This is a genomic window from Paenarthrobacter nitroguajacolicus (assembly GCF_031455195.1).
Classification (GTDB): Bacteria; Actinomycetota; Actinomycetes; order Actinomycetales; family Micrococcaceae; genus Arthrobacter; species Arthrobacter nitroguajacolicus_D.
The window spans coordinates 36,627-49,197 of sequence record NZ_JAVDSH010000007.1; the positions used below are offsets into that span (position 1 = coordinate 36,627).

Consider the following 12,571-nt stretch of genomic DNA (forward strand, 5'->3'; position numbering starts at 1 on the left):
GACCTACCTGTCAGACACCGAAGTCGGGTTCCCCGATGGGCCGGCCTGCGTCGCGGGCAGCGACGTGTTTGGCGACGGTGTGGTGCGAGCAGCCCGCGAGCTCCGCGGTGGCGCGCAACGACGCGGTCAGATTGTAGGCAGGAAGACTCTTCTATGCTCTGTGTCAAGCCATGATTGTCTGCAGCCTCCGATAGAGCTGGCGTGCGACATACCGTTTTAGGCAGCGCTGGATCTCACGTCGGTTCATCCCCTCGGAGGTCCGGCGCTCAGCATAGGCTCTGGTTCTCGGGTCGAACGTTCGCCGTGTTCTCGCGATGACGTCGAGTGCGCGATTCAGCTGGCGGTCGCCGTTGCGGTTGAGCCTGTGTCGTGTGGTGTTTCCGGAGGACGCGGGGATGGGGCAAGCGCCGACGAGGGCGGCGAAGGCGGTTTCGGAGCGGACCCTGCCGTGATGTGAGTAGGCTGCGAGGACCAGGGCCGCAGTCACCGTCCTACCCCGGCTTCGTTTTGCAGTCCAGGAGCGAGTTGCTGAACCAGTTCGCCCAGGAGCGCTTTGTTTTCCTTCAGCGAAGCGGTCGAGGCCAGTATTTCCTTGGCGAGTCGGCGGGCTTCGTTTCTTGCCACTGCGACTTGGATGGGGTCTGCGGCTCGCGGCCGCCAGGCGGCAACGATCTGCGCGTCCGACAGTGCACGCCGTGCATCAAGACCCAAGTCGGTCGTCCGGACCAGTGCGTTCAGCGCGTTGCGGTTGATGGTTCGTGCAGTGTCCAAGCGTCGCCTTGCGGCCAGGATTACTGTCAGTGCTTCGTGGGTTCCTTCGGCTTGCGGCCGGACAAGCCGGGCGGGGTCTAATGTGAGCGTAGCGCGGGCTGCAGCGGTGGCATCGATGGCGCCAGACTTGCCCCTGCTTCCCCGGGAGCCGCGCCGGGGCGGCCGGGCTTCAACCACGTTCAGTCCGCTGCTGGTGAGTGCCCTGGTCAGGGCGGCGCCGTAGGACTCCGCCTTCGATTGCGACGAGGACGGAACGCTCTGGCCCGCCAGCACGGTGTATCCACGCAACAGCTCTGTTGATGCCGGCTTCACTTGCCGGAAAGGTTTTGGTTTCCGCGATAGCTCCAGTTCTGGCCGCCATCAGGCGTAGGTGTGGGTGCGGGAGTGAGTATCCACTCCGACAATGAATTCGTAGGTTTCCGCCACCATTGTCATGCGGCTGGGCTCCTTCACGTAGTCGGTACCTGCGCGGTGCCAGTCCGGCTGGAGCTGCGTTGAGGCACTTCTCTAACGGGTCACGGAGTTCCCTACCTCGGGGAGCCCGGACAATCTTCTATCAGGCCATCAGCGCGGGCGGACCGGCGCAGGCCCCGTTCTGGGGTGGACGAGTCTTGCTAAAGGCACCAAACCACTTGAGGGTTCGGGCCAGAATTTCCATGAGTCACACCCCGGAGGGGCCTGCACCAGCCTCCCAGCCAGCACCAGACCTGCCAAGACCATTAGAGAATTTCCATGATTTCTCCGTCAGAACTCATACAGGGCCTCTTCCTGGTTCGCTTTTGATGCGCTTAGACACCGTCATCCAATCCCGGTGAGAGGCCCCCGCCGCGCATAAGGACGCGGTCGGTTCAGTAAGGAAATGAGCAGATCTCATGACCACCGGCGTGCTAGCTGCTTCATTGAGGCATTTGCTTGAAGTTACCGACCAAGGAGGGGCGGCACGCCGGGGTCTCCTAAGCCATCACCTCATAAGGGTTGGCCGGCGAAGCCGTAAGGGCAGGAGCCATCAAGGAAGCTGGAAGCAGAATGGCGCCCTGCTGCTACAGGGGCAAAATCATAAATACGACCGCAGCAGCGGCAACCAGGAAGGCAGCGCTTTTCGCCGATATGCCATGAACGGCAGGGGCTTCAGACAGCATGCCGCGCCCGCTCCTTTGATGCCGGTCAGCAACTCTCCCCATCCAGAAGAGCGCGCCCGCCAAAAGAAGCAGAATCAGCCCAAACCCAAAGCTAAAGTCCCTAGTCATTACCACCGCTTTTCATCCTAAGACTCCTGCCTCCTCCACCGCCGGGCCCGGAGGCTGGCAGCTCTGCGGTTAGCCGTTCATTTCTGTCATTTATCGATGACCCTCGCCGGACGGGAATCTCGCTTTCCATCCAATAAGGGATTACCGGAATTGTATGTAAGACAAGACTCGTTGTACCCCTGTCGATGGCTATCCCGCGTCGTGTGACGGTCTTCCAGCACCATAATCCGCAAAGTCGACATAGGGGACCTCGTCGGTGTAGGCCGCGTCGGTGTGCATGTCCCAGTACATGTCGCGGATAGACAGGGTCACGTCGCCAGGACGGCCGCTCCCGATCTCGTGATGGTCGACGTAGGTGATCGGGATGATGCCGCCGGCCGTGCTGGTGAGGAAGACCTCGTCAGCCGTCTGGAGCTCGCTGACAGCCAGCGTGTCGACCTTGGTCGGCAGGCCGATCTTCTCGGCGATCTCGAGGACGCTGCGGCGCGTGATCCCCTCCAGCACCCCGTACTCCGGGGTCCGCAGGGTGCCGTTGACCAACGCGAAGACGTTGTATCCGGGTCCTTCGGTGACGTTGCCGTCACCATCGAGCAGCAGCGCCTGGAGCGAGCCGCGGTCATAGGCCTCCAGCAGCGCACGCGTCATGTCGCCCCATTGGTGACTCTTGACCGTCGGGTCGAAGGCCTTGGTCGAGTTGCGCTCCGTGTTACGGGCCACGGAGACGCCGACGCCCTCCAGCTGCTGCTCAGGCGACACGATCCACACGTACGGCATCGCGTAGGCGTACATCCTGGGCACGAACTTGCGGACATCACGCTCACCGGGCGTGGGCACGCCTCGGGTGATGGTGAACCGGACGAACGACTCGCGCAGACCGGAGTGCGCCACCAGATCCATCAAGATTTGGCGGATCTCGTCCTTGGAGTGCGGAGGCTTGATCCGAAGGCGCTCACATCCGCGGAACAGCCGCTCGATGTGGTCGTCGAGCCTGAAGAAGCGGCCGTCCCAGACCCCGACGACGTCGTACGTGCAGTCCGCCCGCTCGAACCCGACATCGGCGAGCGGGATGCGAGCCTCCCCGATGGGCACGAGCTCGCCGTCGACGAACGCGGATCCCGACGATATGTTTGCCATCTTCTGTTGCTCCTTTTCTTTTCCGACCGGCCCCGAGGTAGGCCCTACGCGCCCACAGGACGTGAGAACTGCTGGATGACGGTCATGCAGACTGCGCTGGGCCGGGCGAGACCGCGGCAAACGCCACGGTTCACGCTTGGTCTCCGCCCGGCCGGCAGATCAGACGACCGACGTGGCCCGGGCTCCGACATCTGCGAGCCGAGGCATGACCTCGGTTCCGAGGAGCTCGAGGTTGCGCCGGTAGGGCTCCGGGTCGTTGAGGTACTCGTGTGCGAGCGACACGACCGAGCCGAAGCCGCCCACCTTTTCGTCCAGCTCCTTGACCTTGGCGACGACGGTGTCCGGCGAGCCGACTAGCCAGAAGTGGTCGACGAGCCAGTCCAGCGTCAGGTCGTCCATCGTCATCCCGGGGTCGAGGAACAGCTCCCCGAGGACCGCGCCGCCGCTCGTCTTGGCGGTCTTGAACACGGGCAGGATGTGATCTCGCCACGTCTGGCCGGCCTGGCCGTCGCGCACGAGGCGGCGTGCCTCTTCGTCGGTCTCAGCCACGAAGACGTCGCGGAGGATGCGCCAGCTGCGCCGGCTCGGCGTGAATCCCGCCTCGACGGATGCGGTGGAGTAGGTCTCCCAGTGAGCATTGAGGACGTCGACGCCCACCTGCTGGCTCATCGGGGTGAATCCACGCTGGGCGGCTTCGATGAAGGTGGGCGAGTTCGCCTGCATACCGGTGAGGAGCACCTCGGGCGGGGTGGAATCGAACGGAGTCAGGTGTGGGCCGCGCCACTGCTCGGTGTACTCGGGCATCTCGGCGTTCCAGTACTTGCCGTCGATGCGCCACGGCCCCTTGCGGTTCCAGACCGCGTCGATGATGTCCAGCGCTTCTGAGAACATCTCGGCGTTGTTGCCACCCGTGTCGAACAGCTGGGCGTCAGTCGGGAACGAACCGGGCGCGAAGCCGGCGATGTAGCGGCCATTCGTCATGTTGTGCAGCCATAGGAGCCGGCACGCTAGGTTGACCGGGTTGTGGTACGGCAACAGGTGCGCGGCGGCCCCGAGCTTGATGCGCTTGGTGCGCTGGGAGGCCGCCGCGATCATGATGTCGGGCGCGGGTGACGGCTCCACGCCGATCGTGTAGTGCTCCGCAAAGAAGATCTCGCTCAGTCCGTACTGGTCTGCCCACTCTGCCAGCTGGAGGTCCCAAGCGATCACCTCGCTGGCGGTACGGCGCCCCTCGCTGTAGTCGGGGCTGTACGGCGTGCAGAAGAGGCCGAAGTCCATCGGGATCCTTCCTTTCCTCGCTGTGCGAGTGGTTCGTCACCCTTGACGCTCATCGAGCGTCATCGAGTCAACGCGAATAAATTGTTCGTCAATTCAAACATCAGCAATGGGGGGTGTCAAGGGTGTGAAAGCAACGAAACCGCCCACCACGAAATCGTTGGACAACAGATCCACCGAGGTAAACTGTGGCCATGCCTCCATCCAAAGTCCTTCCGCCACCCCTGCCAGCAGTCCACCGCGTGTCCAGCGTTGACGCAGCAGCCGTGGTGCTTCGGGATCAGATCCTCGACGGACATCTGCGGCCAGGGTCTCCGCTCCGGGAGGCCGATCTGTCCTCGCAGCTGGGTATCAGCCGGCACACGCTGAGAGTGGCGCTGACGAACCTGGCCCACGAGGGCATCGTCAACCTCGAACCCAATCGCGGCGCCTTCGTCCGATCCCTCACCGCGGAGGACGTTCGCGACTGCTATCGCCTCCGGACCATCCTGGAGCTGCAGGCGGTGCGCGGACTGTCGGGGAACATCGCGGCGCTGGCGCCAGCACGCGAGGCCGTCGGCCGCCTGGTCGGAACACCGGTAGACGCGGCGTGGAGCGTGAGTCGCGAGGCCGACCTCACCTTCCACCGCACACTCGTCGACGGTCTGGGCAGCGCGAGGATCTCCCGCACCTACGACTCGCTACTGAACGAGCTGAGACTGTGCTTGCTCCTGGAGGATTTTCCGTCCAAGGACCAGCAGGCCAACGCCGGCCACCACCTCCGGATGCTCGAAGTCGTCGAGTCCGGTGATGTGGAGGCAGCCGTCGCACTGATGACCGAGCATCTCGAGGTGTCCTGCGAAGAGTCAATCGCCGCGCTCCGGACGTCATAGTCCCTCCTCGTCCGCCCAGACCACTCTCGCCGCCAGAGAGCAGTCGGGGACACACGTCGGGCGACGTGTCGACCGGCGCACCGCGTCGACGACGCATCCGATGCGCCTCTCCGTCATGGGCGAGCCAGCTCGTCGGCGCACCCCCGGGGAATCATGTCAAAATGCCTGCCTGGGTTGTTTCGTGGAATCATTTGGTTTTGCCCGGATGACGGGCTGGGGTCTGGAGGCCTGTTTAGCGGTCGTCAGCGTCAGAAGTTCGGCGCGGAGTGCCTGGATCTGACGCTGAATGGCGGCCGGGTTCAGTGGTTTGTTCTCCCGCCGTAGCCGTGTCTTCACGTCCCGGGCGACGGTGCCGGCGTCGGCAGCCGCTGGAGCGCCCATATCCGGTTCAACAGCTCCAGCTCGGCGGCGGTGTCGTAACGGTGGTAGCCGACGGTCTGGCGGACGATGTGCCAGTTCTTCTGCTCTACGTGGGCCCGTCATTCTTGTTCCCGGACCGGGACCGGGTGAACGTCAGGTTCTCCTGTTGGCACCAGATCAGCAGCTCCCAGTTGATGAACTCCGAGCCGTTATCGGAATCGATGCCCAGGATCGGGAACGGGAACGCGGCGGTCGCGTCTTTGATGGCGGCAAAGACCCAATTCTGGGCCTTGTTCCTGACCGATCTGGTTTCAGTCCAACCGGTGGCAATGCCGGTGATATCCAAGGTGAAACAGAATTCGCCCCTGATGTTGCCGCCTTCGTGGCCGACGAGATCGATCTCGACGAACCCCGGCACCGCGTCGTCCCACTGGGCCCAGGTCCGCATCGGGATGGAGTCCTTCAGCAGTGTTCCGGGCTTGGTGTGGGACCGGCCCCGAGGATCCAGTTTTTCCCGCTTCGCCTTGAGCCGGCGGTCAATCGTCGCCGGCGCTATCTGTAGCAGCAGCACCGCAGTGCCGTCGTCGATCTGCAGCTTGTTGAACCGGTGCAGGCGTGGCACCAGGTCCGGCAGGGCGGCCGCGAGCAGCCGTCCGGACGGGGTCCCCTGCACTGCCCAGCAGAACCGCAACGCCTCGATCACCGGCTCCCCGTAGAGCGGCGGCCGCGGCGCCCGGGGCCCGGCAGTTTTCAACACGAGCGCCAGCCGCAACGCCTTCCGGGCGTGGTCCCGGTGCCAGCCCGTCATCGCGCACAGAGCTCGTCCAAAACCTGCTTTTTCGCCGCCCGATCCGACCTGACATAGCGGGTGGCAATCGCCTTGGTGACGGCCCTGCGTTCACTCATCGAAAGCTCCATGGCTCACACTGCCGAAGCGGCGTACACCACTCCCGGCGGACACGCTGCCACGCGGGCATTCTCGAATGATTCCTCGAATACCGCTACGCGGGCATCTTTGATGAGTCAACGCGCACCCTTGACAACCCACTTTCTGGATGATTGTATTGTTGGACAATCAGTGCTTGAGCTCATCGTTGTGAGCGCGCGGATTGCACCGACACCACCGATCGAAAGGACTGGCATGAGAGCACACCGTCTGTACGGGCAGCGCGACCTGCGACTGGTATCGGAGTCCGAGCCAGATCTGCAAGCCGGCGAAGTGCGCCTGAAGGTGGCTTACTCGGGCATCTGCGGCACCGACGTGCACTACTACTACAACGACGACGACAAGCTGCCCAACCGCCCGCGTCACATCGGTCATGAGTTCGCCGGCACCGTCACGGAGGCTGCCGATGACGTCCAGTCAGTCGCCGTCGGGGATCGAGTGGCCGTCTTTCCGCTGATCGCCTGCGGCGAGTGCTCGGAATGCCTGGCTGAGCGTCCAGTTCACTGCGAACGCTACGACCGAAGCGTGTCGACCGTCGGATGCGGCTCGCTGATCGGAGGAATCGCTGAATCAGTCGTGATTCCCCAGTCCTTGGCATTCAAGCTTCCTGATGGACTCAGCCTTCTCGGCGGCTCCCTGCTGGAACCGTTGTCGGTGGCGGCCACTGCGGTACGTCGCTCGGGCATCGGGGCGGACGGGGTCGCCGTCGTCCTGGGTGCCGGCATGATCGGCATCGGAGCGATCCTGGCGCTGAAGGCCGGCGGGGTGCAGAACATCGTGGTTGCCGAGGTGTCAGACAAGCGGCGAGAGAATCTGCAGTCCATTCCGGGCCTGACGGTGGTCAACCCGGCCGTCGAGGACGTCCGCGACGTCGTGCACACGCTGAGCAACGGGGTGGGAGCCGACGTCGCCTACGAGTGTGCGGGGGTCCACCCGACGCTCGACATCGCGATGGATGTGGCCCGACTGCACGGACAGATCATCATCGTCGCGATGCAGCCCGTGCCCTATCCCGTCGACATGGTCGCGGTGTCCTTGCGAGAGCTTTCGATCGTCGGGCACAACTCCACGACGCGCCAAGACTTCGCGAAGACCGCTCACGTGCTCGAACAAGGGATCCTGCCGGTCGAGGACTGGGTGACCATTATCGACTTCGAGCGCGTTCTCGAAGAGGGCATCGACCCCTCCAAACGGGGCGAGCTCGTCAAGGCAGTCATCGAGGTCCCGCAGTAGGGATCACGGATTCAGCCCATCCAAACATCGCTTGCTCACTGCTGAACGGAGTCCCCCCAAAATGTCCACCATGATCGTTTCCAACGCCTTCGACGCGCACGGAGTCGAGCCTTCTAACATATCCAGCGAGGATGGTCGATCCGCGTCCTTCACCAAACCCGTGCTCGATGACGGGGTGACCCGGATGGGGATCTGGATTGCGGAGCCCGGAACATTCGTGCACGCGGGCAACCCCACCGGCGAGACCTTCGTCGTCCTGGAGGGCGAGGCGACCATCGACATCGATGGCGCAGGCAGCCACGAGCTGTTCTCCGGTCAGATCATCAACGTCCCCGCAGCCACGGCGTCGAGGATGACCGTCCGCAGCACGCTGAGGAAATTTGCCGTCACACGCAGCACCGGCAACTGACGTGAGCTCGATGCGGAACCGAATCTGCAAGCTCGTCGCCCGCCACGATGACGAGCACGCTCAGTTCACACTCCAAGAAAGGTCGAAAGACAGATGACTACTGCACAGCAAGGCCTGCTCGCCGCGGCTACATGGACCGGAAAGATCTACAGCAACGGCTGGCAGGCCGGTGCCACCGTCCTCCCGATCGTCGAACCTGCCACCGGCGACCAGCTCGGCGAGATGGGCGTGGCCGACGCGTCACAGGTAGCCCGTGCCGCGGAGTCGGCAGCGGCAGCACAGCCCTCTTGGGCGAAGACGCCCTACCACGAGCGAGCCGCAGTCCTGCGTCGCGCAGGCGAGCTCTGGCTGCAGCACGCGAGCGAGGTCCAGGAGTGGCTGATCAGGGAAGCCGGATCCATCGAGCCCAAGGCGGCGTTGGAGGTCCAGGTCGCTTCCCAGGAGTGCTTCGAGGCCGCCGGGCTGACGTCCGCGCCCTTGGGTGAGGTGCTCCCGACCGCTTCCGATCGGCTGTCCATGTCCCGCCGCGTCCCGGTGGGTGTCGTCGGTGTGATCTCGCCCTTCAACTTCCCTTTGGTGCTGTCGATCCGTTCAGTCGCACCCGCTCTGGCCCTCGGCAACGCGGTCATCCTAAAACCCGACCCGCGGACGGCTGTCTCCGGCGGTCTCAGCATCGCAAGGATCTTCGAGGAAGCTGGGCTGCCCGAAGGGCTGCTGCACGTTCTCCCGGGCGGGGTCGACACCGGCGAGGCCCTGGTGAGTGATCCACGGGTACCGGTCATCTCCTTCACCGGCTCCACCAGGGCCGGCCGCAGCATCGGTGAGATGTCAGCCCGTCATCTCAAGCGAAGCCACCTGGAGCTCGGCGGCAACTCGGCTCTGATCGTCCTCGACGACGCAGACCTCGAGGCTGCTGTCGGGCTCGGTGCCTGGGGCTCGTACCTGCATGCCGGACAGATCTGCATGACCACCGGACGCCACATCGTCCACGAAAGTCTGGTCGACGACTACGTCGCACGGCTCGCGGAGAAGGCCAACGCTCTGCCCGTCGGCGACCCGACCACGGGTCAGGTCGCACTGGGACCGATCATCGACGACGGACAACGCGACAAGATCCACCAGCTGGTGACCTCCACTGTGAACGCGGGCGCGCAGCTCGTGGCTGGAGGCACTTATGAGGGCCGCTTCTATCGCCCGACGGTGCTGTCCCAGGTGACCGAGGACATGCCCGCCTACCGGGAGGAAGTGTTCGGGCCCGTCGCTCCGGTGATCTCGTTCCGCTCGCTCGATGATGCTGTCCGGCTGGCGTCCGCCGGCGACTACGGGCTCAGCCTGGGGATCGCCACGAAGGATGCCGCCAGAGGACTTGAGCTCGCCGAACGGATTCCCACGGGAATCGTCCACGTGAACGACCAGACCGTCAACGATGAACCCGTGGCCCCATTCGGTGGTGTCGGTGCCTCGGGCACCGGAAGCCGCTTCGGCGGTGCCACCGCGAACATCGAGGCCTTCACCGAGACGCGGTGGATCACCATGCGGGCCAGCGCACCCGTCTATCCGTTCTAGTGCAACCTCTCGGATCTACCCGGACAGGAGACATGGTGCTCACCTCGCTCGATTCGTTGGTTGCCGGGCATCCGCCGGCTACCAAGGTCGTGGGGTAGTCCGCGCCGGGATACCCCACGACCGTGTCTTCGTGGTGCTGGACGACGACCCCACCGGAACGCAATCGGTGGCCGACGTGCCGGTGATCACTGACTGGAGCGTCGAGTCCCTGGCATGCGGCAACGGCGTCGCGCTGTCTACGTGTTGACGAATTCTCGCTCCGTGGATCCCGAAGAAGCTGAGCGCCGAAACCGCGAGATCGCTGAGAACGTCTACCGAGCGGCCGAAGACGTCGGTTGCGCGATCGAGTTCGTGTCGCGAGGTGACTCCACCCTGCGCGGCCACTCCCCCCTCGAGCCACACGTGCTCGCCCAGCAGGTCCCTCGGGCACACCGGTGAGTCGATCGATGGCATCGTCCTCGTTCCGGCCTTCCCCGAGGCTGGGAGAATCACCGTCGACGGTGTGCACTACGCAGGCTCGTCGTCCGACGGATTCACTCCGATCGGTGACACCGAGTTCGCGCGCGATGCGACCTTCGGATACCGCAGCTCGCTGCTGGCGCAGTGGGTCGAGGAGACGACCGACGGCAAGATCTCCGCGTCCTCGGTCCTGACCATCAACCGTGCAAACCTCCGGACGAGCCTGCCGTCCGTGGTCGCCACCTGCTACGAGCCGAGTCTGCGCAGCCGATCGCCGTCGATATCGTCCACGAGGCCGACATGCTGCGCCTTGCCGTGGCACTTCAGGAGGCCAGAGCCGGGGGAGGTCGCTACCTCTACCGCGTCGGCCCGCCCTTCGTCGGGGCGCTGATCGGCCAGGACCCTCCCCCACCTCTGCATGGGACCAAGCTGGACGCGCTGCACGGCAGTCACTCGTCGCGTGCGACCGCGCCGCTGAGGGCTCGTCGTCGTCGGGTCCCACGTGTCAGGCACGACGCGGCAGCTCGATGCTCTGCGCCGGCGACACCCACACGTCGAGCTGACGATCGAAGTCGATCGAGTACTCGGCGATCGGCGAGACAGCCATCTCAGCGCACTCATCGACGCCGCACTCGCAGCTCTTCTGCACGGGAACGTCGTCATCAGCACCTCGCGGCACGTGGTGACAGGTCAGGGTGCACGTGACTCGCTCGCGATCGCCCGCGCGGTGAGCGCCGCCATTGTCGAGCTGGTCGACCGCGTCGTGGCTGCCTGTGTTCCGCGATTCGTTCTGGCCAAGGGCGGAATCATGTCATCCGACGTCGCCATTCACGCCTTTGAAGATCGAGCGCGCGATCGTCCGCGGACCGCTGCTGCCAGGAATCGTCTCCCTGTGGGAGCCCGCGAGCGGCCCCGCCCACGGCGTTCCCTACATCGTCTTCGCCGGCAATGTCGGCGGGCCCGAGTCCCTTGCAGATGTCATCGAGAAGGGTCTCTGCGTGAGCTCTGCTCCGCCCCGTCCTAGGTGTACTCGGCCAGCAGGTTAGTTACATCTGCTGGCCGAGTACACCTAGAGCGGCTGAGCGGGCCACTGGCGGTTGTACTGGCCCCGGAGAGGTTGAGTGGACCCACACACCACCACGGCCATCTTGCCTGGGAGGGCGATCGAGATCCTCACACGTCAGATGTGAACCACGCTCGTGTCCGTAACGTGACTCTCAAGGGGCGATCTCCACGACTGCCTTGAAGAGCTGTCCCGTGCGAGACGGTTCCAGGCCGTCCTCGACGACACGGGCGAAGTCGATGGTCGTCACCCAGTCGTGGACAGGAAGCAGACCGCGCTCCAGCCAGTCCGCCGCCGACACGAAGCCGCGTTTGGTGGTGGCGTTGTGACCCACGACCGTGACCTCGTTGAGCGCAGCCCGGCTGGGGCTCAGAGGGAAGACGTGGTGGTGCAACGCGATCAGGACGATCCGGCTTCGTTTGCCGGCGACCTTCATGGCGAGGTCAAAGGCCTGCGGCGCACCCGAACACTCGAACACGAGATCCGCCCCCGCGCCCGCGCTCTGCTCGCGCACCGTTGCAGCGACGTCGTCCATGGTCGGGTCACAGACGGTCAGTCCCTCGACTCCCACGAGGTTCTGCCGCCGAGCCACAGATGTCTCGGACAGGACGATGGCCTTGACACCGTTGGCCTTGAGCGCCAGGACGACTCCGACGCCGACCAGCCCGCCGCCGGTGACGAGAGCGACCTGGTCGGGGGAAGGGGCTGATCGCTGCACCGCAGTAGCCGCCACCGACAGCGGCTCCAGCAGCGAGCCCTGCAGAAGACTCAGCCCGTCCGGGATCTTGATCGCCAGGCTCTGCGGGATCACCATGGACTGGGCAAGCCCACCGATCGGTGCTCCGAAGCCAACCGTCGACACGCCGCGGTCGAACCGCTCGCAGTTCACCGGATACTCGTCGACACACTGGCGGCACTCGCCGCAGGCGATCAACGGGAACACCGCGACTCGATCACCGACCTCGACGGCAGTGACGTCGTCGGCGATCTCGCTGACCGTGCCGACCGTCTCATGCCCCACGTAGAACGGTCGCCCCTTCACAGCTCCTTCACCCTCGTGGCCCAGTCGTGGAAGAGCGTCGTCATCTGCGTAGTAGGAGTGCACGTCCGACCCGCAGATGCCGGAGTAGGCCACGTTCAGCCGCACGTCACCCGGGCGGAGGTCGGGTTCGGGTTCCTCCTGGAGTCGAAGATCCATCTGTCCGTGCAGTCGGTGTGCCAGCATGCTGACTCCTT

Annotated in this window: 11 protein-coding genes and 1 pseudogene; 7 read left to right on the plus strand and 5 right to left on the minus strand. The window is 64.6% G+C overall.

Annotated elements, in window-relative coordinates:
* Positions 1-163 precede the first annotated feature (163 nt).
* From J2Y68_RS15235 to J2Y68_RS15245, 3 genes and pseudogenes are all read right to left on the minus strand, one after another.
* Positions 164-1,206: pseudogene (locus tag J2Y68_RS15235) on the minus strand (IS110 family RNA-guided transposase).
* Between the two features lie 1,001 nt (positions 1,207-2,207).
* Positions 2,208-3,152: an aminotransferase class IV gene (locus J2Y68_RS15240; protein ID WP_209754666.1), complete on the minus strand. Its 945-nt coding sequence runs from the start codon at positions 3,150-3,152 to the stop codon at positions 2,208-2,210.
* Positions 3,153-3,311: 159 nt separating this feature from the next.
* Positions 3,312-4,430 carry an LLM class flavin-dependent oxidoreductase gene (locus tag J2Y68_RS15245; protein ID WP_209754664.1) on the minus strand — a complete coding sequence of 373 codons (1,119 nt, stop codon included), beginning with the start codon at positions 4,428-4,430 and terminating at the stop codon, positions 3,312-3,314.
* Between the two features lie 191 nt (positions 4,431-4,621).
* Between J2Y68_RS15245 and J2Y68_RS15250 the strand changes: the two genes are divergently transcribed.
* Positions 4,622-5,299 carry a GntR family transcriptional regulator gene (locus J2Y68_RS15250; protein WP_309994621.1) on the plus strand — a complete coding sequence of 226 codons (678 nt, stop codon included), beginning with the start codon at positions 4,622-4,624 and terminating at the stop codon, positions 5,297-5,299.
* Positions 5,300-5,765: 466 nt separating this feature from the next.
* Here the strand turns inward: J2Y68_RS15250 and J2Y68_RS15255 are convergent, their stop codons facing one another.
* Positions 5,766-6,431 (minus strand): integrase catalytic domain-containing protein, encoded by a 666-nt coding sequence (locus J2Y68_RS15255; RefSeq protein WP_309994622.1) that lies wholly within the window; start codon positions 6,429-6,431, stop codon positions 5,766-5,768.
* A gap of 369 nt (positions 6,432-6,800) precedes the next feature.
* Between J2Y68_RS15255 and J2Y68_RS15260 the strand changes: the two genes are divergently transcribed.
* The 6 genes from J2Y68_RS15260 (at position 6,801) to J2Y68_RS22045 (ending at position 11,296) form a co-directional block, all read left to right on the plus strand.
* Complete coding sequence (locus J2Y68_RS15260; RefSeq protein WP_309994623.1) at positions 6,801-7,838, plus strand: alcohol dehydrogenase catalytic domain-containing protein; 1,038 nt, start codon at positions 6,801-6,803, stop codon at positions 7,836-7,838.
* 70 nt (positions 7,839-7,908) lie between these two features.
* Positions 7,909-8,247 (plus strand): cupin domain-containing protein, encoded by a 339-nt coding sequence (locus J2Y68_RS15265; RefSeq protein WP_209754657.1) that lies wholly within the window; start codon positions 7,909-7,911, stop codon positions 8,245-8,247.
* A gap of 93 nt (positions 8,248-8,340) precedes the next feature.
* On the plus strand, positions 8,341-9,813 hold the full coding sequence (locus J2Y68_RS15270; protein ID WP_209754655.1) for a benzaldehyde dehydrogenase: 1,473 nt from the start codon (positions 8,341-8,343) through the stop codon (positions 9,811-9,813).
* Between the two features lie 213 nt (positions 9,814-10,026).
* Complete coding sequence (locus J2Y68_RS22040) at positions 10,027-10,251, plus strand: four-carbon acid sugar kinase family protein (protein WP_397335169.1); 225 nt, start codon at positions 10,027-10,029, stop codon at positions 10,249-10,251.
* Positions 10,175-10,663, plus strand: a complete 489-nt coding sequence (locus J2Y68_RS15275) for a four-carbon acid sugar kinase family protein (RefSeq protein WP_309994627.1) — start codon at positions 10,175-10,177, stop codon at positions 10,661-10,663. The genes J2Y68_RS22040 and J2Y68_RS15275 overlap by 77 nt, the downstream gene beginning before the upstream one ends.
* A gap of 111 nt (positions 10,664-10,774) precedes the next feature.
* The gene (locus tag J2Y68_RS22045; protein WP_397335170.1) at positions 10,775-11,296 is read left to right on the plus strand and encodes a nucleotide-binding domain containing protein; all 522 of its coding nucleotides are present in this window, start codon (positions 10,775-10,777) and stop codon (positions 11,294-11,296) included.
* 193 nt (positions 11,297-11,489) lie between these two features.
* On the opposite strand, the gene J2Y68_RS15285 is transcribed toward J2Y68_RS22045, so the two are convergent.
* Positions 11,490-12,560, minus strand: coding sequence for an alcohol dehydrogenase catalytic domain-containing protein (locus tag J2Y68_RS15285; RefSeq protein ID WP_309994629.1), 1,071 nt, complete (start codon positions 12,558-12,560; stop codon positions 11,490-11,492).
* Positions 12,561-12,571: the final 11 nt, after the last annotated feature.